This is a genomic window from Bradyrhizobium rifense, from assembly GCF_008123425.1.
Lineage (GTDB): Bacteria > Pseudomonadota > Alphaproteobacteria > Rhizobiales > Xanthobacteraceae > Bradyrhizobium > Bradyrhizobium rifense.
The window spans coordinates 14,147-35,953 of sequence record NZ_VSSS01000002.1 but is presented as its reverse complement, the minus strand read 5'-3'; the positions used below and the strand labels follow the sequence as shown (position 1 = coordinate 35,953).

At 62.0% G+C, this 21,807-nt stretch carries 21 protein-coding genes and 3 pseudogenes; 15 read left to right on the top strand and 9 right to left on the bottom strand.

Annotation, left to right across the window (positions count from 1 at the left end):
- Positions 1-13 precede the first annotated feature (13 nt).
- Positions 14-505, bottom strand: coding sequence for an Hsp20/alpha crystallin family protein (locus FXB40_RS01000; RefSeq protein WP_148770287.1), 492 nt, complete (start codon positions 503-505; stop codon positions 14-16).
- A gap of 83 nt (positions 506-588) precedes the next feature.
- Positions 589-1,050, bottom strand: coding sequence for an Hsp20 family protein (locus FXB40_RS00995; protein WP_148770285.1), 462 nt, complete (start codon positions 1,048-1,050; stop codon positions 589-591).
- A gap of 381 nt (positions 1,051-1,431) precedes the next feature.
- Between FXB40_RS00995 and FXB40_RS00990 the strand changes: the two genes are divergently transcribed.
- The 3 genes from FXB40_RS00990 (at position 1,432) to FXB40_RS48650 (ending at position 2,330) form a co-directional block, all read left to right on the top strand.
- A complete protein-coding gene (locus tag FXB40_RS00990; RefSeq protein WP_148770283.1) occupies positions 1,432-1,668 on the top strand; it encodes a hypothetical protein in 237 nt (78 codons plus the stop codon).
- 189 nt (positions 1,669-1,857) lie between these two features.
- Positions 1,858-2,160, top strand: a complete 303-nt coding sequence (locus FXB40_RS48655) for a hypothetical protein (RefSeq protein ID WP_028160444.1) — start codon at positions 1,858-1,860, stop codon at positions 2,158-2,160.
- Between the two features lie 20 nt (positions 2,161-2,180).
- Positions 2,181-2,330: a hypothetical protein gene (locus tag FXB40_RS48650; protein WP_210352113.1), complete on the top strand. Its 150-nt coding sequence runs from the start codon at positions 2,181-2,183 to the stop codon at positions 2,328-2,330.
- A gap of 42 nt (positions 2,331-2,372) precedes the next feature.
- On the opposite strand, the gene FXB40_RS00980 is transcribed toward FXB40_RS48650, so the two are convergent.
- Complete coding sequence (locus FXB40_RS00980; protein WP_148770281.1) at positions 2,373-2,825, bottom strand: PPC domain-containing DNA-binding protein; 453 nt, start codon at positions 2,823-2,825, stop codon at positions 2,373-2,375.
- A 5-nt stretch (positions 2,826-2,830) separates the two neighbouring features.
- Positions 2,831-3,391, bottom strand: a complete 561-nt coding sequence (locus FXB40_RS00975; RefSeq protein WP_148770279.1) for a type 1 glutamine amidotransferase domain-containing protein — start codon at positions 3,389-3,391, stop codon at positions 2,831-2,833.
- Between the two features lie 143 nt (positions 3,392-3,534).
- Here FXB40_RS00975 and budC point away from each other — a divergent pair, with 143 nt between their 5' ends.
- Together budC and FXB40_RS00965 are read left to right on the top strand one after the other, a co-directional pair.
- Complete coding sequence (gene budC / locus FXB40_RS00970) at positions 3,535-4,302, top strand: meso-2,3-butanediol dehydrogenase (RefSeq protein ID WP_148770277.1); 768 nt, start codon at positions 3,535-3,537, stop codon at positions 4,300-4,302.
- Between the two features lie 126 nt (positions 4,303-4,428).
- A pseudogene (locus FXB40_RS00965) lies at positions 4,429-4,862 on the top strand (PPC domain-containing DNA-binding protein).
- Here the strand turns inward: FXB40_RS00965 and FXB40_RS47540 are convergent.
- Positions 4,859-5,155 carry a hypothetical protein gene (locus FXB40_RS47540; RefSeq protein ID WP_187436583.1) on the bottom strand — a complete coding sequence of 99 codons (297 nt, stop codon included), beginning with the start codon at positions 5,153-5,155 and terminating at the stop codon, positions 4,859-4,861. The pseudogene FXB40_RS00965 and the gene FXB40_RS47540 sit on opposite strands and share 4 nt — an antisense overlap.
- 232 nt (positions 5,156-5,387) lie before the next feature.
- Here FXB40_RS47540 and FXB40_RS00955 point away from each other — a divergent pair.
- A pseudogene (locus FXB40_RS00955) lies at positions 5,388-7,939 on the top strand (excinuclease ABC subunit UvrA).
- The gene (locus tag FXB40_RS00950) at positions 7,936-8,544 is read left to right on the top strand and encodes a cysteine hydrolase family protein (RefSeq protein ID WP_148770273.1); all 609 of its coding nucleotides are present in this window, start codon (positions 7,936-7,938) and stop codon (positions 8,542-8,544) included. Before FXB40_RS00955 ends, FXB40_RS00950 begins: the two are co-directional and overlap by 4 nt.
- Here the strand turns inward: FXB40_RS00950 and FXB40_RS00945 are convergent, their stop codons facing one another.
- Complete coding sequence (locus FXB40_RS00945) at positions 8,545-8,742, bottom strand: hypothetical protein (protein WP_148770271.1); 198 nt, start codon at positions 8,740-8,742, stop codon at positions 8,545-8,547. It lies immediately after the preceding gene.
- 173 nt (positions 8,743-8,915) lie between these two features.
- Between FXB40_RS00945 and FXB40_RS00940 the strand changes: the two genes are divergently transcribed.
- The 8 genes and pseudogenes from FXB40_RS00940 to FXB40_RS00900 all read left to right on the top strand — a co-directional run bounded on the left by FXB40_RS00940 (position 8,916) and on the right by FXB40_RS00900 (position 17,653).
- Positions 8,916-9,992, top strand: a complete 1,077-nt coding sequence (locus tag FXB40_RS00940) for a flavodoxin family protein (RefSeq protein WP_148770269.1) — start codon at positions 8,916-8,918, stop codon at positions 9,990-9,992.
- A 68-nt stretch (positions 9,993-10,060) separates the two neighbouring features.
- Complete coding sequence (locus FXB40_RS00935; RefSeq protein WP_148770267.1) at positions 10,061-11,020, top strand: cation diffusion facilitator family transporter; 960 nt, start codon at positions 10,061-10,063, stop codon at positions 11,018-11,020.
- A gap of 410 nt (positions 11,021-11,430) precedes the next feature.
- Positions 11,431-12,315, top strand: a complete 885-nt coding sequence (locus tag FXB40_RS00930; protein ID WP_148770265.1) for a hypothetical protein — start codon at positions 11,431-11,433, stop codon at positions 12,313-12,315.
- A 934-nt stretch (positions 12,316-13,249) separates the two neighbouring features.
- Positions 13,250-15,037 (top strand): thiamine pyrophosphate-requiring protein, encoded by a 1,788-nt coding sequence (locus FXB40_RS00920; protein ID WP_148770263.1) that lies wholly within the window; start codon positions 13,250-13,252, stop codon positions 15,035-15,037.
- A gap of 8 nt (positions 15,038-15,045) precedes the next feature.
- Positions 15,046-15,273, top strand: coding sequence for a hypothetical protein (locus FXB40_RS00915; protein WP_148770261.1), 228 nt, complete (start codon positions 15,046-15,048; stop codon positions 15,271-15,273).
- An 82-nt stretch (positions 15,274-15,355) separates the two neighbouring features.
- Positions 15,356-15,907, top strand: a complete 552-nt coding sequence (locus tag FXB40_RS00910) for a DUF4142 domain-containing protein (protein ID WP_148770259.1) — start codon at positions 15,356-15,358, stop codon at positions 15,905-15,907.
- Positions 15,908-16,109: 202 nt separating this feature from the next.
- Positions 16,110-17,000 (top strand): SDR family oxidoreductase, encoded by an 891-nt coding sequence (locus FXB40_RS00905; RefSeq protein ID WP_187436587.1) that lies wholly within the window; start codon positions 16,110-16,112, stop codon positions 16,998-17,000.
- A gap of 85 nt (positions 17,001-17,085) precedes the next feature.
- Positions 17,086-17,653: pseudogene (locus FXB40_RS00900) on the top strand (phosphatase PAP2 family protein).
- A gap of 200 nt (positions 17,654-17,853) precedes the next feature.
- On the opposite strand, the gene FXB40_RS00895 reads toward FXB40_RS00900, so the two are convergent.
- Genes FXB40_RS00895 through FXB40_RS00885 form a run of 3 tightly spaced genes read right to left on the bottom strand, consistent with a single transcriptional unit; the run spans position 17,854 to position 21,792 of the window.
- A complete protein-coding gene (locus tag FXB40_RS00895) occupies positions 17,854-20,145 on the bottom strand; it encodes a xanthine dehydrogenase family protein molybdopterin-binding subunit (RefSeq protein ID WP_148770255.1) in 2,292 nt (763 codons plus the stop codon).
- Position 20,146: 1 nt separating this feature from the next.
- Positions 20,147-21,163, bottom strand: coding sequence for an FAD binding domain-containing protein (locus FXB40_RS00890; RefSeq protein WP_148770253.1), 1,017 nt, complete (start codon positions 21,161-21,163; stop codon positions 20,147-20,149).
- Between the two features lie 2 nt (positions 21,164-21,165).
- Complete coding sequence (locus tag FXB40_RS00885; RefSeq protein ID WP_148770251.1) at positions 21,166-21,792, bottom strand: (2Fe-2S)-binding protein; 627 nt, start codon at positions 21,790-21,792, stop codon at positions 21,166-21,168.
- Between the last annotated feature and the right edge of the window lie 15 nt (positions 21,793-21,807).

Genomic DNA, 21,807 nt, shown 5'->3' with positions numbered 1-21,807 from the left:
CCGTGATGGTCCTTTACTGCGAGTTGATCGCGATGCGCTTGACGCCGGCCCGCGGGTTCTCGGACTTCGGCAGCGAGATCGACAGGACGCCGTTCTTGAATGAAGCCTCGGCCTTGTCCTCCGCGACGTCCTCGAGCGCGATCTGCCGCTGGAACGAGCCGTAGTAGCGCTCGGTGAAGTATTTGCCCTCGTCCTTGCGCTCGCTCTTCTTCTCGCCGCGGATGGTCAGCACCCCCTTGGCGATTTCGATCTGGACGTCGTTCTCCGTCATACCGGGAAGCTCGGCCGAGATTGTCAGCGCCTTGTCGGTGTCGCTGAGCTCGATCTTGGGCCAGCCGAATTGCCCTTCGATGAGCGGCGACAAGCTTGTGCCGCCGAAGCCGCGGAAGACGTCGTCGAACAGCCGGTTCATTTCGCGATGCAGCGTCATGAACGGATCGTGGGTGGCGCGCGCCGGCGCGAGCTCCTGGTTTCTAGACCAGGGAATGAGATCACGAACTGCCATAGTTTTTCTCCTTCGTTGCATGGACCAGGGAGCGCGGCCACGCTTGCGCGCGCCGCGTTCCGCCGTCGAACCTCGATCAGGCGTCAGGCCGCCTTCTTCTGCTCGATCTGCGAGGCGGGAGAGGCGCCGCTTCCGATCTGGATCCGGCGCGGCTTCATGGCTTCCGGCACCTCGCGGACGAGATCGACGATCAGCAGTCCGTCGCGGAAGGAGGCCTCCTTCACCTGAACGTAGTCGGCGAGGTTGAACACGCGCCGGAAAGGACGCGCGGCGATGCCCCGGTACAGGTATTCGCCGGCCGCTTCCTCAGGCGTCCTGCCCTCGATCGTGAGCGCATTCTGCTCGGCCGTCACGGCGATGTCGTCGGCTCCGAAGCCGGCGACGGCGACCGAGATCCGGTAGTGATCCTCGCTGGTGCGTTCGATGTTGTACGGGGGATAGTGGTCTTCGCTCGCCTGGCGGAGCGTGCTGTCGACAAGGTCAGCCAGGTGGTCGAAGCCGATGGTGGAGCGCGACAGGGGCGCGAAGTCAAAGGTCGTCCTCATAACCAAGTCCTCCAAAGAGCAAATGGATACAAGGAGCGCAAGGCTGGAGTCAGAGCGGGTCTGGTGCCCGGCCCGGCGCCCGCGCCGGACCCGTGAAGGCGCCCGGCACACCGCTCTCGCGGCGAAAAATCAATTAGAAAAACGAGAAGTCGTTTCAAGGGGCGGATCGAAAAAAATCCATGCGCGCTCGGTCGCGGTGCAGAGCTGTCAGCCATTGCGGCGCAGCAAACGCCGTTGGGTGATCCGGTCAAGAATTTGGACGTTCGACCGCCGCGGGAATCTTGACTCCTGTATCGCCCCGAATATTTTTTGGGTCGGGAAATTCTCTTTCCCAGTTTTCTAAACACCGAAGGACCGTGACGACCGTCAGGAGTGACGACGATGCTCGACGAAGACTTTGCCCGCATTCGTGCGCACCGCAACAACATCCACCGCTATCAACGCCTGCTAGGGACGAGGCTGTCGGACATGGAGCGCCAATTTATCGAGAGACGCCTCGCCGAGGAGCAGACAGCGCTAAAGGCGCTGGCCGCCAAAACGTTCCCCGTCGCATTTACCCCTCCAAAAGGTCAGCCGGCTTCCTCGAGGCGGTCGTCCTTGGCCCAATTTTGTCCTTGAGTGCCTCCGCAAACATACCCAGTGAATCGATGCTCCGCCTCCTGATCCGCGAGCGAGCAGCGGGGGCCGCTTCATCGGTTTGCATGCTTAGGCCTCGCATCGCTTCCGCGTTGAGAGACGTCCTAAGATTGGAACTGGCGGCCTTTCCCGGTCTTAAAACGAATATTTTCAACTGACGGGAGCAACGACATGCCTCGTGGCGACAAGTCAAGTTACACGGACAAGCAGAAGCGGCAGGCCGAGCATATCGAAGAAGGCTATGAGCACCGCGGGGTTCCTGAAAAGGAAGCCGAACGGCGCGCCTGGGCCACCGTGAACAAGGAAACCCACGGCGGAAAGAAGAGCGGTTCAGGACGCGGCACTAAGGAAGATCACTCGCCGTCCCGCAAGGGTGGCCGATTGGGCGGCGCGGCTTCGGCCAAGCGGCCGGCGTCGGAGCGTTCGAGGTCCGCCAAAAAGGCGGCAAAGACCCGAAAGCGACGCGCGGCGTAGGTCATCAAAAGGAGAGCAAGATGGGTCTCGAAGCCGTCTTTTTCCTTGGGGCGCTTGTGCTCCTCACGGCGCTGATCTACGGCGTCCTCAGCTATCGCTATCGAAATCGGGCATTGGATCGCGTGGCCGAACAGGTCACGCGCCTGAGGTACCGAAAGAACGAAACCTAGTGCGAGGCGGTCGGTCTGGTTGACGTCGACCACACCGACTCGTCACGTCTTTCCCTTGGCGATATCGATCAGCGCTATGCCGAGATCTGGGTTCTTCTTGCGTCTGAGGTGTGCTGGCGTGTCCGCGATGACAACCTCGAGCGTCGGCCGAACCTTTCCTTCGAGGAGATGCCCGCCGCGGGTCGTGCCGTCGGCAAAGCCCAGAACCACATGCACGTGAAGGCTCGCGTTTCCGTCGTCGCCGACCGCGATATCGCCAATCGCGCTCAGCACCTCGCACTGCTCCGCGACCTCGATCTTCTTGTAGGTCTTCTTCTCGAAGTCGAACCAGCCAACGGTCGCCCTTTCGAAGGCGCCGATGGCCGTGAGCGACGCCGCCGTGATGCCGGCGTCGTTGGCGAATTTCGTGAGCGTCGTGAATGCTTCCTCGCCGGATTCGAGGATTGCCACGCGGGTCTCCGAACCAGCCTCGCCCGATAACTTGGCGCTCTTCATCGTCTTCAGGCCGCGCTGCGTTGGGTGTGTCGACCTTCTTTGACCTCTTCCACGATCTTGGCGCAGAACGCCTCGAGATCGCCCGGGTTGCGGGAGGTGATGACGCCCTGATCGACGACGACCTCTGCATCTTCCCACTTCGCACCGGCGTTCGCGACGTCGGTCTTGATCGACTTGAATGAGGTCATCTTGCGACCTTTCGCGATCCCGGTCTCGATAAGAAGCCAAGGGGCGTGGCAGACGGCCGCCACGATCTTCTTGGCATCGAAAATATCCTTGATGAACTTCAGCGCCTTGGGCTCAACCCGTAGAAGATCCGGATTAATCTGCCCGCCGGGCAATACGATTGCGTCGTAGTCGGCGGCCGATGCCTCGTCGAGCGTCTTGTCGACCTTTACCGGCCGGCCCCAATCCTTCTTGTTCCAGCCCTTGATCTCGCCTGCGGCGAGCGAGACGACATCGACCGTCGCGCCGGCCTTCTTTAAGCGCTCCTGCGGCACTTCCAGCTCGGCCTGCTCGAAGCCATTCGTGGCGAGAATGGCGATCTTTTTGCCGGTCAGATCCATGGGGCCAATCCTTCGTTTCGGGGTTTTGTCCAACAATCGATCGTCTCGAACATCGTTCCTGAAAAGACTGGATCTGGTGGGAAGATAGGACCCGATCGTCGCGACGACGGTTATGAGGATTGAAAGCAGCAGGAGAGATTCGCATGGCCGACAGGTTCCACGGCAAGGTCGTCATCGTCACGGGAGCAGCTTCCGGTATCGGAGAAGCGACGGCGCGCCGCTTCGTCGCGGAGGGCGCGAAAGTGGCGCTGGTCGACCGCGTTGAAGCCTCACTCGAAAAGGTGGCCAAGAGCCTGCCTGCCGACCAGGTCCTGGTTCAGGCTGCCGACGTCTCGGATTCGCGTGCCGTCGATGGAATGGTCGCGGCCATCGTCGGCCACTTCGGCCGGCTGGACGTCATCGTGAATAACGCCGGCGTCCATGAAGGCGGCGACCCGGCTTCAATCACCGACCAGAAATGGCGCAAGGTAATGTCGACCGATGTCGACGGCGTGTTCTACGGCTGCCGTGCGGCACTGCCCCATATTGAAAAGACCAGGGGCTCGATCGTGAACACGGCATCAGTCTCCGGGACTGGTGGCGATTGGGGCATGAGCCCCTACAACGCGGCGAAGGGCGCCGTCGTCAATCTGACGCGTGCCCTTGCCCTCGATCTCGGCAAGAAGGGCATCCGTGTGAACGCGGTCTGTCCCAGTCTCACCCGTACGGGCATGACGGAAGACATGATGAACGACAAGAAGCTGCTGGCGAAGTTCGCCGAGCGGATCCCGTTAGGCCGGGTCTGCGAACCGGAGGAAGTCGCCGCCGTGATCGCGTTTCTCGCAAGCGACGATGCGAGCTTCATGACTGGCGCCAACGTAGCGGTGGACGGGGGTGTATCCGCCTCCAATGGACAACCACCGCAAGAGTAGCCGCGCAGCGCCGCTCGTCGTCCTACTTTGCGAGCGCCGTGTCGTTGAAGCGTGAGAGATGCCGATCTCGGCCACTTGACCGGACCGAGGATCGCACAGCGGATATCACAACAGCGAGAGTTTTGGATGAAATCGAAGACGATCAACGACGGCGTCGAGCGGGTCTTTGTCTTGATTCTGGATCAGGGCGAGGAGGCTTTCAAATCCGTCACGGAGTTCGCCAATCGCGAGAATATTACCGGCGCTTCGGTCTCGGCGATCGGCGCTTTTTCACAAGCGGAGGTCAGCTGGTTCGATTTTGCGGCCAAGACGTTCAAACCGATCGAAGTCAACGAGCAATGCGAGGTGCTGAGCCTGCTCGGCGACGTCGCGCAAGGCGATGACGGCAGGCCAGCCTGCATCTTCACGCTGTGATCGGCCTGCAGGATGGCATGCTGCGCGGAGCCCACCCTCTGTCTGGATCGGTGCAGCCAACGCTCGAGGTGACGATCACGGAAACCGTGGTTCATCCGCGCCGTAAGAAGCGGCCGGATCTCGTTATCGCGCTGATCAGCATCTAGTCGTAGGAGGCAACATGTACGCACTCTTTGAAGGCGAAAGACAAATCGGTAACCCGTTCGCGACGGAAAAGGAGGTCTGGGAGACCGCCTTGATCGAGGGGCTTGTCACAGATGTTCCGGTCGCGGACGAGGAAGGTGGCCAGCTCCTGCCGGCCGGCTATCACGTCAAACAGGTCGATGAAGAGGCGCATCCGCGCGGGGTGAAACGCCGCTCCTGATGGAGCGCGAGTGATGTTCGCAAGCGCGAGGGTGGCCAACGCGAATTTGGCGGTATCGGCCAGCGCGTTCGTCACGATCGATATCGCCGGCCCGCAGAGCGTATCGCAAGTGTATCCGCCAGGATCCAGACGGTCGGCAGAGATGGCTCATCACTTGTCGACCCAGGATGGGAACAGCAAAATGCGCTCTCATATCCGGCGATCGTTAGAACGAACCAGCGCGATCGATAATGTTCCAAGTGACTGCGCGAGTGGATCATTGGGATTTGGGGCCCGTTATCTGCCCTAACGGCATTGGCGGCGATTGATGGACGACAAGGTTTCCAAGCTGGAACAGGGCGCGGGGCAACCCGCTCGCGGGTTTGTCAGGGTGCGCGGTGCGCGCGAGCACAATCTGAAGAACGTCGACGTGAACATTCCGCGTGAGGCTCTGGTGGTATTTACCGGCGTCTCCGGCTCCGGAAAGTCGTCGCTGGCATTCGGACGCTGTACGCGGAGGCGCAACGACGATATCTCGAATCTGTCTCGCCCTACGCCCGCCGCCTGTTCCATCAGATGGCCGTGCCTGAAGTCGACGAAGTCGAAGGGCTACCGCCGGCTGTTGCGCTCCAGCAGCAGCGGGGATCACCGACCACGCGATCCAGCGTCGGCAGCGTCACGACCCTGTCGAACCTGATTCGGATGCTCTATTCGCGTGCCGGCGACTATCCGAAGTCGCAGCCGCTGCTTTATGCCGAATCTTTCTCGCCCAATTCGGCAGAAGGGGCCTGTCCGAAGTGCCACGGCCTGGGGCGGGTCTACGACGTGACCGAACGCTCCATGGTGCCCGACGATACTCTCACCATCCGCGAGCGCGCCGTCGCGGCATGGCCGACGGCATGGCACGGCCAGAACCTGCGCGATATCCTGACGACGCTTGGCTACGACATTGATACGCCCTGGCGCGAGCTTCCCAAAAAGGCTCGAAACTGGATCCTGTTCACGGACGAGCAGCCGACGGTTCCGGTCTATGCGGGCTATGACCTCAAGGAGGTGCAGCGAGCGCTGCGGCGGAAGGAGGAGCCGAGCTACCAGGGCACTTTCACCGGCGCCCGGCGCTACATTATGGAGACGTTCGCCAATACGACCAGCGCGATGATGAAGAAGCGGGCCTCGCAATTCATGTTGAGCGCCGAATGCTCGGCCTGCCACGGCAAGCGGCTGAAGCCCGAGGCGCTGTCCGTCAAGTTTGCCCGCATGGATATCGCCGACATGGCGCGCGTTCCGTTGAAGCAGCTGGCGGAGCTTATGGGGCCCTATTGTAATGGCACACCCGGTCGGAAGGACGCTCATCCGGAGAAGGCGATTGTCGCGCAGCGGATCGCGCAGGATCTGAGCGCAGGGCTTAGTGTGCTGCTTGATCTGGGTCTCGGCTATCTTACCCTGGAGCGGAGCACGCCTACCCTGTCTCCGGGAGAGCTCCAGCGCCTGCGTCTGGCGACGCAGGTACGCTCCAACCTGTTTGGCGTGGTCTATGTGCTCGACGAGCCGTCCGCAGGGCTCCATCCCTCTGACACCGAGGCACTCCTCCGTGCGCTCGACAGGCTGAAGAGGGCAGGAAATTCACTCTTCGTCGTCGAGCACGAGCTGGACGTCGTGCGCCATGCGGACTGGATCATCGATGTCGGGCCTGATGCGGGTAGGCATGGCGGCGAGGTCCTTTACAGCGGCCCGATCGATGGACTGAAATCCGTTGAGAGATCGCGCACCGCAAAATATCTGTTTGGTCACGCTACTCCACCCCAGCAAATGGAGCGTACGCCGGAGGGCTGGCTCAGGCTGAGCGGCATCACGCACAACAATCTCAGAGCTATCGACGTGGCATTCCCGTTGGGCGTATTGACGACGGTCACCGGCGTATCGGGCTCGGGCAAGTCAAGCCTCGTCAGCCAGTTTCTCGTCGAGGCGCTGAGCCGGCATTTTGGTCAGTCTCATGTGCCGAAGGATGACGACGAAGGCGCCCTTGAACGCGCCCCGGTTGAGACCTCGATCGGCAAAATCGCTGAAGGACTCGATCGCCTGAAAAGGCTGGTGGTCGTGGACCAGAAGCCGATCGGTCGGACCCCGCGCTCCAATCTGGCGACCTACACGGGTCTCTTCGACGACGTGCGAAAGCTGTACGCGCAGACGAACGAGGCACGTCGACGCCGGTTCGATGCAGGGCGGTTCTCATTCAACCTGCCGAAGGGGCGCTGCCCCACCTGCCAAGGTGAGGGTTTCGTCTGCGTCGAGTTGCTGTTCTTGCCGAGCGTTTATGCGCTTTGTCCGGAGTGCCAGGGTGCCCGCTACAATCGGGAGACGCTTCAGATCAAGTTCAAAGGCAAGTCGATTGCCGAGGTTTTGGAAATGACGGTCGACGAGGCCCCTGCATTCTTCGTCGAGAATGCCCCCATTGCGAAATCGCTCGATGTGATCCGGCAAGTCGGCCTCGGTTACATCCGTCTTGGTCAGCCGGCGACGGAGCTGTCCGGCGGCGAGGCGCAACGGGTCAAGCTCGCCACGGAACTTCAGCGCACCCAGCGGTCCGGAAGTATCTACATCCTCGACGAGCCGACCACGGGCCTGCATCCGTCCGATGTCGAAAAGCTGATCGTTCAGCTCGACGGGCTGGTGGAGGCGGGGAGCACCGTGATTGTGGTGGAGCACGACATGAGCGTCGTCGCGGCGAGCGATTGGGTGATTGATATTGGGCCTGGTGCGGGCGATGAGGGAGGGCGGGTCGTCGCACCGGGACAGCCGGCGGAGATCGCGCAGCACAAGTCGAGCCGCACGGCGCCCTATCTGGCGCGGGCGCTGGAACAGTATCGGTCGGGACGATGAGAAGCAGCAGGTCCGAGGTTGCCGAAATCCAAGATGCCGTGCACCTGTGCATCGATATGCAGAATATCTTTGCGCCAGGCGGCCTCTGGCAAACGCCCTGGATGGAGAGGGTCTTGCCGATGATCGTGTCGATCGTGTCGCGCTATCAGGCGAGAACCATCTTTACGCGCTTCGTCACGCCGGCGGCGCCGGAGGATCGCCCGGGGCAGTGGCAGAATTATTTCCGGCGCTGGCGGCAGGCCACTCGCGATCATCTTCCGCCTTTCGCTCTCGACCTCGTGCCGGCGCTGGCCCGCTACGTCCCGCCGGTTCGCATCATCGACAAGCCGGCCTATTCCGCGTTCAGCAATCCAGCCCTGGCAAGTCTACTGATTGAAAAGGGCGTCGGCACGGTCGTCATCACCGGTGCGGAGACGGATGTCTGCGTGTTATCGACGGTTCTGAGTGCCGTCGACATTGGTTTCAGGGTCGTCCTCGTGGAGGACGCGCTGTGCAGCTCTTCCGACGTCGGGCACGATGCGCTCATGACGATGTACCGCACGCGCTTCCACGGCCAGGTTGATCTCGTCACCGCCGAGGAGCTGACGGAATTCTGGCGCGAATGACTACGCGACCGGCTGCTTGTCCTTGCGCAGTTTCTCGATCAGCGCGCGGACCTCATCTTGAAGTCGACCGGATTGACGCTGGCGGCCGAACGGAAACCAGGATCTGACCGGCGTCGGGTCCTGACTGTTCGAGCCGGTCGACACGAAGCACGTCGTGCCGCCGAACTGGTGAAATCGAACCTTGATGAGTTTTGCCATACCGGCTGACGCCGAAAGGCGGCGAGCGTTCCTATTGGCCGAAGAAGTCGCGAAGGGTGCAATGCTGTCGGATTTCAGTCGACGGCGAGACTGCCTCCGCCACCCCACCGCCTAGGAACGGTGTCCCGATCCTCGGGTTAGTCGGATTGGACCAATCCAACGAGGGCGCCCGCATGACGGAACCGGACGTGCGCAAGGGAATGCCGCCCGTCAAGCTGTCCCGTGAGGAATTTGAGAGCCGTTACAGGAGCCAGTTCGTCGATCCTGCCTTCGCTCCGCTAAAGCGGGAACTCGATGCGATCGTTGGGGCCGCCTGGGATGCCTACAGCCATTCGCGCAAATCGCCAGTAACGCGAAAGGCGGGTGTGGGGTTCGCCGATCCTGACTACGAGCTCGCCGTCGATTGGCTGGCGACGCGTACCGCCATCTTCGAGGCACAGCGCCGGCACGACGACGCTAGCGCGACGCCGCGTATTCTCGTCATCAACGGTTCGGCGCGCAGCGAGCACACCTGTCCGGGCGAGATGTCCAAGACCTGGCGCCTGGTCAAGCTCGCCGAGCCCGTCTTCGTCGAGATGGGCTTCGCCGTCGACATCCTGGATCTTTCCCGCCTGACCTCCGAATTCGGCAAGTATATTCATCCTTGCAAGTCGTGCGTCTCTACCGCCATGCCGCTCTGCCACTGGCCGTGCAGCTGCTATCCCAACTATTCGCTCGGCCAGACCAGCGACTGGATGAACGAGATCTATCCGCTCTGGGTGGCAGCCCACGGCATCCTGATCGTGACGCCGGTGAACTGGTACCACGTGCCGGGCGGCCTCAAGGCGATGATGGATCGCCTAGTCTGCGCCGACGGCGGCAACCCGGATCCGACATCGACGCACGGCAAGAAAGCCGCCGAAGCCAAGGCGCTCGAGTTGAAGGGCTGGCCGTATCCGCGTCATCTCGCCGGCCGCCATTTCGGCCTCATCGTTCACGGCGACAGCGTCGGCGCCGAGGGCGTGCGGCGAACCCTATCCGACTGGCTGACCGACATGCACCTGATTTCGGCCGGCCGCTTCGGTGAGACGGACGGCTATGTCGGTTACATGGAACAATATGCGACCTCTCACCGGGAGCTGGACGAAGACCACACGTTTCAGCAGGAGGTGCTGAATACAGCCAAGGCGCTGGGCCGCGCTGTCAAGCTCGCCCGCAGCGGTCGGTTCGAGGACCCGGGGGCCGAACTCTCGGATCCGGATCCGAAATGAGGAGCGACATGGCTGTCGCTGCCAATCGCCGCGGGTTGATCGCGGTCGCCAATTGAGGATGTCGTCGGGTGAGCAAGACGGCGGAAGGATCGTCGAAGACCATCGTTTATGCCGCGCTCGTCGGCAACCTCCTCGTTGCCGTCACCAAGATCGGAGCTGCTGTCTGGACGGGAAGCTCGGCGATGATGAGCGAAGCCGTGCACTCGGTGGTCGATACCACCAATGAAGTGCTGCTGCTTTACGGTTACCATCGCGCGAGCCGTCCGCCTGATGAATCCCATCCGCTTGGCTACGGGCGCGAGCTGTACTTCTGGAGTTTCATTGTCTCTCTGTTGATTTTCGCGCTCGGAGCGGGCGCCTCGCTCTATCAGGGCGTTCTCCACGTCACCGCGCCAGAGCCAATCGAAGATCCCATCGTCAGCTTCATCGTGCTCGGCATGTCTTTTGTATTCGAGGGAATCTCGTGGCTCTTCGCCTGGCGGCGCTTCCGGTCGGAGACCTCGCGCATCGGATGGTACGAGGCCTTCGTCCGCAGCAAGGACCCGCCCGCATTCATGGTGCTGCTAGAGGACAGCGCGGCGCTGGTCGGCATCGTCATTGCGGTTGCCGCGACCGCAGCTGCGGTGTTGTTCGCCCAGCCGATCTGGGACGGTGTCGGCTCGATCTTGATCGGCATTCTCTTGGGCATCACCTCCATCGGGCTCGCCAGGGAAAGCAAGAGCCTGCTCATCGGCGAACCCGCTCATTCCGATCTGTCACGATCCATCCTCGACATCGCGCGACGGTCACCCGGCGTGCTCCGGGCCAACGGGCTGCTGACGGTGCAACTGTCGCCGGCTGAGGTCGTCGCGGCGCTGAGCGTCGAGTTCGCGGACGACAAGCGCGCCGATGATATCGAGCAGTGCGTCGTCTCGATCGAGACCGAGATACGCAGACAGCATCCGGCCGTCGCGGCTCTCTTCATCAAGCCGCAGACGAATGCGCGGTATCACGCCGTTCGCGCCAAGCGCTGGGGTACGGGCGCCTGAACACCTTGGCCAGGAACCAAGCACGCCACGCTGAGTCGACTTAGGTTGATGGCTGTTGCCTGTCCCAGCGATCGTCGTGCGAAAAGGCACTTCGGCGTAGCATTAACGGCACGGGCTCGTGGTGTCTTTCCAGGCCCGATGAAGCCTGACGCCTCTGTCCGGGGCGCCCGTCCGGACGGGAGTGACAGCTGAAGCAACCCTGCAGTCCTCCGGTGATTACTCGGCCATCGAGAAGCGCGGCCTTCCTTGATTACAGGCGGCAGATTGTGGGCCAGCAAGGAACCTGATCGCGTGCCTAGCATTGAAGTCGCGAAGAAGGAGGACTTCACATGAATGGGATCATCTATCTCGTGGGCCTGATCGTAGTCGTCATGTTCATCCTGTCGCTGCTCGGTCTTCGGTAAGACGCCATGACCATTGAACCGCTCTCCGGGATCGAAACCGAGACTCTCCCAGCCACCGGCCTGACCAGGCCGTGGGGGTTGCAGTGGACGTCCGTCATTGTCGGAGCCTTCGTCGCGACGGCGTTGTCGCTGATACTGATCTCCTTTGGAACAGCGCTCGGCCTAGGCATGGCCTCCGCTGCGCCGACCTGGAGGGATGCCTCCGTTGCGCTATGGCTGTTGTCGGGTGTCTACCTGATCTTCCAATCCCTTATCAGTTTTGGCTGCGGCGGCTATCTTGCCGGGCGCGTCCGGCCACCCTACGCTTCGGCGACCGACGACATTGAGACGCGCGACGGACTGCATGGCGTTGCTGCCTGGGCGCTGGGGGTCTTGATCGGAGCCGTTCTGACCGCGTTGATAGCGGGTGCCGCAAACCGTCCGTCCGCAACTACGCAGCCGCCGTCGGCTACCGAGCCATCTGTCCTAAGTTACGAGCTCGACCATCTTTTCCGTGCCCCTCGGCGGCCGCCGAACGTTGATCTGACCAGTGAGCGGGCTGAAGCCGCGCGAATTCTGGCAACCGCTTCGAGCCACAACGGTGTCCTTCCCGAGGATCGCGCCTATCTTGTTCAGCAGGTCACTGCGTTGACCGGGCTGGCAGCGCCGGACGCCGAAAGGCGGGTAGATACAACGTTGGCCAATGCCAAGAGCGCGATCTCAAGGGCCCGTGCGGCGAGCATTATTATCGCCTTCTCGACGGCTGCAGCATTGTTGTTCGGGGCTGTCGCGGCTTGGGCCGGCGCGGAGGCTGGAGGCCGGCATCGCGATGGCGAGCCGATTGCCGAATGGATGGCCCATTCTAATCGCTGGCATAAAAGCCGTGTCGGGGGTCCCCGACCTCCGCCGTAATGCGTTGCTACGAATTGATAGCAGGCAATGGGGCCTGCTATCAACGATCAACTCAGTCGCACTCGACAGAACGCTACCCCACGACCAAATCTCGGATTGCCATGGGGGTAAGCGACCGAAAAATGCGACGCGAGTAAATTGTTTGCAAGCACCTCAGTAAAGTGGCTCCTGCGGCAGGCGCCGTGACGTTAAGCATCATCGAGGCGGCACGCCAGTTCTCAGGAACGTCCGCATGTAGCTTCGGTTGATTAGCATCAACGTCAAACGGAGTTGAAAAATGCGAAAGGCAATTTTCTCGATGGCTGTATGTACGTTGCTTGCCGGTGCGTCGATCGGTCTGGCCCACGCGCAGGCGGGCGGCGGGGCAGGGGCTGGCGCGGGTGCCGGCGCCGGCACAAGTGCAGGAACAGGCTCCGGGGCCGGTAGCGGATCCAGCGGCGGCACAAGTGGCACAGGCAGCGGTGCTGGCACTGCGGGCGCCGGATCCAACGGAGGTGCCAACAGCGGCCAAGGCGGCCCCCAAAATGTTCGTCCGGGCAGAAGCCAAGATCCAACCGGTCGCTAACATTCCGCCCTAAGGCCTGACAACGAAAAATGGGCTGCCGAGTTTATCTCGGCAGCTTGTTTCTTTTCATTGTCTTCAAGCTCGCTAGAACCGACAGATCGAGACGCGCATTACAGCCCTTCCGCGACGTTGTCTGACCGCATCCTTTATCCTAAGCCGAACCACGGTCTCAATGAGAGGGGCACGGGCGCTTCGAGTGCGAACCGATGTTGGGCCTTATGCACGGTTCCCAAAACGGAGTGTCGCTGGGAATGTAGGAACCAGGCGTGCCCGACATTAAACGGCTCGGCAATCCGCCAGGCGCGCAGGAACATCATCCGCAACGCGCCGTTCTCCGTGTTCGAACAGAAAACCGGGAGCCGCCCCACCATGGCCCAGACAGTCTCCGACTTCATCGTCCAGCGTCTGCACCAGTGGGGCGTCCGCCATATCTTCGGCTACCCCGGTGATGGCATCAACGGCGTGTTCGGCGCGATGAACCGGGCGGAGGCGAAGATCAATTTCGTACAGGCCCGGCACGAGGAGATGGCCGCGTTCATGGCCAGCGCCTATGCGAAGTTTTCCGGCGAGCTTGGCGTCTGCATCGCCACATCGGGACCCGGTGCCTCACATCTCATCACCGGTCTCTATGATGCGCTGCTGGACCACCAGCCGGTGTTGGCGATCGTCGGCCAGCAGGCGCGAAACGCGCTCGGCGGGAGCTATCAGCAGGAACTCGATCTCGTCTCGATGTTCAAGGACGTCGCGGGCGCGTATGTCGAGCAGGCGTCCACACCCGCTCAAGTGCGTCATCTGATCGATCGCGCCGTGCGCATCGCGCTTGCGCGCCGCGCCCCGACCGCGATCATCCTGCCAAACGACCTGCAGGAAGAGCCCTACGAAGCGCCGCCCCGTGCGCACGGCACCCTGCATTCCGCTGTCGGCTATAGTGCTCCGCGCGTAATACCGCGCGAGACCGAACTCGATCGCGCCGCAGGGGTGCTCAACGCCGGCAAGAAGGTCGCGATGCTCATCGGCGCTGGCGCGCTGCACGCCACCGACGAAGTGATCGCGGTCGCCGACCGCCTGGCCGCCGGCTGCGCCAAGGCTCTGCTCGGCAAGGCCGCGCTGCCCGATGACCTGCCTTGGGTGACCGGCTCGATCGGCCTGCTCGGCACCGAGCCCAGCTACAACATGATGATGGATTGCGACACGCTGTTGATGGTCGGCTCCGCGTTCCCTTATGCGGAGTTTCTGCCGAAAGAAGGCGCCGCGCGCGGCGTACAGATCGACATCGATGCCAGCATGACGTCGATCCGTTTCCCCATGGAGGTCAGCCTCGTCGGCGATGCCGCGGAGACGTTGCGGAGCTTGCTGCCGCGGCTCGCGCCCAAGAGCGACGGCGCCTGGCGCCAGGGCATCGAGGACGACGTGGCCAAATGGTGGAAGACGCTGGACGAGCGCGCCCATCAGCCCGCAGCCCCCATCAATCCGCAGCTGGTCGCCTGGGAACTGTCACCGCGCCTGCCCGAGCGCGCCATCATCACCAGCGATTCCGGCTCCTGCGCCAACTGGTTTGCGCGCGACCTCAAGATCCGGCGCGGCATGATGGCCTCGCTCTCCGGCGGCCTCGCCTCGATGGGCGCCGCGGTGCCCTACGCGCTCGCCGCGAAATACGCCCACCCGGAACGACCCGTGATCGCGCTGGTCGGCGACGGGGCCATGCAGATGAACAACATGGCGGAACTGATCACCGTCGCGAAATACTGGCGGTTCTGGCGCAATCCGCATTTTGTCGTCTGCGTCTTCAACAACGAAGACCTCAACCAGGTGACCTGGGAACAGCGCATCATCAATGGCGACCCCAAATTCGAGGCCTCGCAGCAGATTCCAGACGTGTCCTATTCGCGGTTTGCCGAGATGATCGGTCTCACCGGCATTTTCGTCGACAGCCCGCAACTGCTGGGCTCCGCGTGGGAGCAGGCGCTGGCGAGCGAGACGCCGGTCGTGCTGGAGGTGAAGACCGATCCCGAGGTGCCGCCGCTGCCGCCGCACATCACGTTGCAGCAGGCCAAAAACTTCTCGCTCGCCCTGATGAAAGGCGACCCCAATGAGAGCGGCGTGATCGTGGGCGCAGCACGCCAGGTGCTGGAAAAGATCATGCCTGGAAAGGAATGAGGTGAACCATGGGTGATTTCCGTGACATTCAACATGGCGTCAACGATCCCGTCGACGGCGTCGATGTGAAGCACCAGATCAATGCCAATCAGACGCCACACGAGCGGGCGCAGCATCATGCCGACGTGCGCGCGACGCCGTCGGCCTCGCCGTCCGAACCTTTCCTGCCGGAGCGACTGCGGCGGAAGCCGACCGATCCGATCAATCCCCGCACCGGCCGCAACCCGACGGATTAGGAACATCGGCCCCGGCTCAGTGTTGGTCGGCGCAAAGATTCGCGCGGCAAGCGGCCGCGCGGCCAATCAGAGGGATCGAACTATGAAACACACCATCATCGCCGCTGCCTGCGTACTGCTCGCAGGCCCAGCGCTCGCCCAGTCGCTCGGCGAGAAGACCGGCGTGAACTCGGCGCTCGGCGTCGCGCCGACGACTGCCGATTTCGTTAAGGAGGTCGCCGTCAGCGACATGTTCGAGATCGAATCGAGCAAGCTCGCGGAGCAGAAGGGCAACGCGCAGGAGAAGAGCTTCGCTCAGCAGATGGTAACGGACCACACCAAGACCAGCAGTGAGCTCAAGGCTCTTGTCGGGGACGGCAAGGTGCAGGCCACGCTACCGACCGCGCTCGACAGCGCGCACCAGAGCAAGCTGGACAAGCTCAAGGGTGCCACGGGCAAGGATTTCAGCTCGGATTTCGATTCCTACCAGGTCAACGCGCATAAGGACGCGGTATCGCTGTTCGAGCGCTACGCCAACGGCGGCGACACCGCTGCGCTGAAGGACTGGGCCGGCAAGACGCTTCCGGCGTTGCGCCACCATCTCGACATGGCGCAGGAGCTCGGCAAGGCGCCAAGCGTCGGACAGTCGAAGTAAGTCTTTTGGAGGACGTCGGCTCTGCCGGCGTCCTCCGTTAGCAACAATGCTCTTCTCCGCTGGTTAGGATTGCAAAACTGCGGAGGCCGTCATGGCAGATCTCAACAAGACTTCACTATCCCGCCGGCAGATCGTCCGCGCGGCGAGCGCCACGTTTGCTGCGGCTTCGCTGGCATCTTCGACAGCGAAAGGAAGCACCGATATGGCCGAGCAGGACCTCATCGATCCCGTCACCCGCTATCCGAAACCGCCGTTCAAGAAGCAGTCGCAGCCCTGGCCCGGCCTTGCCCGCAAGATGGAGCCGCGTCCCGATCATGGCGAGACCAGCTACAAGGGCTCCGGGCGACTCGCCGGCCGCAAGGCGCTGATCACTGGCGGCGATTCCGGCATGGGCCGCGCGGCTGCGATCGCGTATGCGCGCGAAGGCGCCGATGTCGCCATCAACTATCTGCCCGCGGAAGAGCCGGACGCGCAGGAGGTGATCGCGCTGATCAAGAAGGAAGGCCGTACCGGCCTTGCGCTTCCCGGCGACCTCAAGGAGGAAGCCTTCTGCAAGAAGCTGGTCGAGCAAGCCATCCAGGGCCTCGGCGGTCTCGACATCATCGTCAACAACGCCGCCCGTCAACAGACGCGCGCTTCCATCCTCGACGTCTCATCGGAGGATTTCGATGCGACCATGAAGACCAACATCTACGCGCCGTTCTGGATCATCAAGGCGGCGCTGCCGCATCTCAAGCCCGGCTCCTGCATTGTCGGTACGACGTCCGAGCAGGCTTACGATCCCTCGCCCGATCTCTATGATTACGCGCAGACCAAGGCGGCGACCATGAACTACGTGAAGTCGCTGGCGAAGCAGCTCGCATCGAAGGGCATTCGGGTCAACGGCGTTGCGCCGGGGCCGATCTGGACGCCGCTCCAGGTTTCGGGCGGCGCTACGATGGAGAAGCTCGAAAAGTTCGGCGGCATGACGCCGCTCGGCCGCCCCGGCCAGCCCGCCGAGCTCGCCTCGATCTACGTGCAGCTTGCCGCGGCCGACGCGAGCTACGCGACCGGCCAGGTCTACGGCTCGGCAGGCGGATCAGGACAGCCGTAGTCGCCGATAGCTCAGCTCAGGAACCATCACCGGCGCCCGAGCTTTACAAAACTATCATGGAGAACATTTGCCCAGCTGTGGACCGATGGCGCTCGTAACCATCAAGCCCACTCGGATCGATACTGCGATCGCTTATGCGATCGCAGCTCATACCGATGATGACGTTGAGAATGCCGCGGAGGCACTCACCTGGGGCGCCGACGAAACATGTGCTGCTCGCGCTGGCGGCGGCAGGCTGGCTCTACGTTCAGCTCCGCAAGCCGCAGCAGGCGCCGCTCGCAAATCACATTCTGACGGTTTCGCTGGTGACGACCGTGCTACCTCATATCCTGAAATCCGCGTTCGACCAGACCAGCCCGGACCGGCTCACAATTGTCGGCCATCGGCATGGCGTTCCCTTTTCCGGGCGGGCCCGCGATGCCTTTCCATCCGGTCATGCCGTCCACATGGGGGCGCTGGCGTCCGCAGCCGGCCTGCTCCCGCCGGCGCGGCGCCGCGCAGTTCGCTCCATCGCAGTCGCGCTTTCGCTGACCCGGATCACGTTGCTTGCGCATTGGGCGAGCGACGTCGTTGCGGGTTTTGCGCTTGGTGCCGCGGTCGACCGGATCTTGCGTCCTTGGACATCGACAAGACCGCCGGCGCCCCAGAATTGAAACGGCGTGACGGAGTACGGAGAACTCGACCTCATTGGACGCCTTCACATCACGAGCAACTTTCGGCAGCCAGCCTCGCGCCCGCTGTTGCGAGCCGATTTTCCGATCGCTACAGGCTTTGGGAGAACTTCCTCTGGGTCGATGGAATGCCGCGGCCAGTCTTAGATCGCGGCGTGCCCTCCGTGACGCTATAGGATCTATCAAATATCCAGTTGCTCGAGCCTGATGGGTAGTTTCCGGAGCCGCTGGCCCGTGGCATGAAAGATCGCGTTGCAAACAGCGGCATTGGTCCCGACGTTACCCAATTCGCCGATGCCCTTGACACCTGCCGGATTGATGTGGTCGTCCTGCTCGGTCAGCATGATCACCTCGACGCTCGGCACATCGGCGTTCACCGGCAAAAGATAGTCGGCCAGATTGTCATTGACGTAGCGCGCATAGCGCTCATCGAGCTCTGTGGCTTCATGCAGTGCCGAAGACATGCCCCAGATCAACCCACCCATGAGTTGGCTGCGAGCAGTCGTAGGGTTCATAATGCGGCCGGCCGCGAACGCGCCGAGCAGGCGCGGCACCGTTATTTCGTGGGTCCATCTGTTGATACGCACTTCGACGAATTCGGCTCCGAATGCGTAGGCGATCTTGTCCTTCATCTCTGGACCGCCAACCATTCTCATCTGCCCCTTGTTCATGGCGCGAAACGCGTCCATGGGAGCGCCGTCCGGCTTCCACTCGCCGTATTCCTCGATCACGCTGACGCCCAACGCATCGAACGCGCGCTCATAGTCGATCTGGCGATCGCCTTTGGCTGCGCGGGTGACCGGGGTCTGTCCTACGCCGACCGTTTCCTTGGCCTTATCGATGAGGGTCTCGTCGGGCATAGTAGCCTTGAACAGCTTCTGTCGGATCTGCTCGCAGACCATTATGACAGTGGAGCAGGTGCTGGCGGTTGAGTTCGAACCGCCAGCCACGGGCGCTGGCGGAAGATCGCTGTCGCCGATAAAGACCGATACTTTGTCGATGGGTACGCCGAGCCTTTCTGCGGCGACCAGACCGATGACGGTGTAAGCGCCGTTGCCGATCTCGTGTCCGGCGATTTGTACCTTCACGTGGCCGTCGCGCTGGAGACGGACGCGCGCCGCGGCAGGCGCCATCTGCGTCGGATAGCAACTTGTGGCGCAGCCGTAGCCCACTAACCAATCGCCGTCCGTCATCGATTTCGGTTCTGCCTTGCGTTGCGACCATCCGAAGACCTTCGCGCCCTCATCGAAGCACGCCATTAACGACCGAGAGGTGTAAGTGTTACCTTTGATCGGTTCCTTCATCGTGTCGTTGACGCGCCGAAGCTCTATAGGGTCCATCTTCAACTCATAGGCGAGTTCGTCCATCGCACTTTCCAGCGCGAACATGTACGGTACCTCGGGAGGGGCGCGCATGAAGCCGGGGGTATTGCGATCGGCGCGCACAATCGAGACGAGACTGTCAATGTTCGGGCACTCATACATTCGTGTCGTGGTCTTGGTTCCGCCGACCGCATAGGGATCGGCACGGGACGAGATCTCCCAACCTTCGTGACGAAGCGAAGTCAATTTGCCATCTCGAGTGGCGCCGAGCTTCACTTGGTGGCGCGTCTCAGCCCGGAACGTGGCGATTGTAAAGCCCTGGTCGCGGGTGGCGACCAGCTTGACCGGCCTTCCCAGTCGCCTAGCAATCGACGCAATGATCGCGGTGCGCGGCGTCATAGACCCTTTCGAGCCAAAGGCGCCCCCGACATAGGAGTTGATGACCCTGACCCTGTCGGCATCGATGCCAAGCTGCTCGGCAACACCGTTCTTGAGACCATGCACATACTGGCTGGGCTCATAGATGGTCAGGCTGTCGCCATTCCAGACGCAACTGGTGGCGAATAGCTCCATCGGATTGTGATGCTGCGCCGGCGTTCCGTATTCGGCCGTGATTTTAACTTCTGCAGACTCGAAAGCCTTTGCGAAGTCGCCGACCTTCGGGTCTTCCTTGAATTGCGCCAACTGTCCTTTGGCGGGCGCGGATGTGGTTCCTGGCGATCCGAATGTCGTGGTCGGAACCGCTGCCGTGTAGTTGACTTTCACCGCGTAGGCGGCTTGCCGTGCGGCTTCGAAAGTCTCCGCCAACACAACTGCGACTATTTCGCCATCCTGAGCGATGTCGGCCGACTTCAGAGGCTGGATCGTGCTAGATGTATAGCCGCCGTTGCTGAACAGCTTGGCTTCCTTTAGCTTCTCCGCATTTTCGTGGGTCACGATATCGACGACACCGCGAACCGTTTTGGCGTCCGCCAGGTCGAAGCTGTCGATGCGTCCCTTGGCGATCGAGCTGGTGACGAGGTATGCGTAAACAGGATTCACCAACGCCACGTCTGCGCCGTACTGGGCCTTTCCGGTCACCTTGGCTACGGCGTCGTAGCGCGGAATGGGCTGGCCCATGTTGGCCTTTGGTTCGGGCGCTGCTGTCGACATCTCAAATCTCCATCGCGGCGGCTTGATGTAGCGCCCGTGCCACGACGCGCTTGCCGAGCGCAATTTTGAATGCGTTATGTTTACTGCCTACAGCATCCTCAAATGCCGCTTCGGCGACCTGCGAGGCGAGTGCATCATCGAACTTCTCGCCTTTGAGTAGACCCTCGGCCTTCCGCGCCCGCCACGGCACGGTCGCTACGCCACCGAGCGCGATCCGGGCATCCCGGATCGTGCCGTCCTGAACCTCGAGCGCAATCGCGGCTGACGAGAGCGCGAATTCGTATGATTGTCGGTCACGCACCTTGAAGTACGTCGACCGAGGCCAGCGCCCCTGAATCGAGAAGGACGAGATCAACTCCCCCGGCATCAACGTCGTTTCGATCTGCGGGGAATTGCCGGGCGCCCTGTGCAACTCGGCGAAGGAGACGGTACGCGCGCTAGACTTTCCAATGATTTCGACGGTAGCGTTTAGCGCAATCAGCGCCTGCGCAAAGTCGCCCGGATAGGTCGCGATGCATTGGCCGCTCGTCCCAAGCACCGCATGGGTCCGGTTGAAGCCGTCCATGGCAGCGCATCCCGATCCCGGATTTCGCTTGTTGCAGTTTTCATAGCTGACGTCGCGAAAGTAGGTACAGCGGGTTCGCTGCAGGACGTTTCCCCCGAGCGAGGCCATATTTCGGATCTGCGGGCTGGCCGCTAGTTTGAGGGCATCCGCGACGACCGGATAATTTTTTTGAATGTCGGCATGCGCGGCGACATCAGACATCCGTGCCAGCGCACCCAGTTTCAGATTGCCCCCATCGAGGTTCACGGCCGACCACACGTCAGACAGCGGATTGATGTCGACGAGGGCGCTCGGACGCATCACGTCGAGTTTCATCAGATCCAGTAAGGTGGTGCCACCGGCGAGTGCCTGAATGGCTGCATCCGCGACCGGTGAATTGGCGGACGCGGCCGCCGACAGGGCCTGCACGGCAGAATTGGCGTCGGTTGGTCTGCTGTAGGCAAAGGGTCGCATGCTCAGCCTTTCTGCTCGTCCGACACTGCTGGCGCGGCTTGCTTGACTGCCGCTACGATGTTGGGGTAGGCCGCGCAACGACAGATATTGCCGCTCATGAACTCGCGAATGTCGCCATCGGTGGTCGCGTGGCCCTCCTTCACGCACGCGATCGCCGAAATGATCTGGCCAGGAGTGCAGTACCCGCACTGGAAGGCATCTTGGTCGATGAAGGCTTGCTGCATCGGGTGCAATTGGTCACCCTGAGAAAGCCCCTCGATTGTAGTGATGGGCTGGTCCTGGACAGTCAGCGCCAATGTCAGGCACGAAAGCACCCGTCGCCCGTCAACCATGACGGTGCAAGCGCCGCATTGGCCGTGATCGCAACCCTTTTTGGAACCGGTGAGACCGGCGTGCTCTCGGAGCGCATCGAGCAGCGTCGTGCGAATATCAATATTAAGGGGTCTCGTCGCGCCGTTGATCTGGAGCGTTACGTCAACCGGTAAACTCAGGTCCGCCGCGACCGCGGCCGTGTTTGCATCGCCGGCGGCTTTGGCAACAAGAGGCAATGCAACGGTACCGGCCGCTCCGCCGATGAATGCGCGCCTGTTAAAGCTCCACGTGAGGGCTCTGTCCTCAGGATCAGTCATGACGGCCTCCGCCGT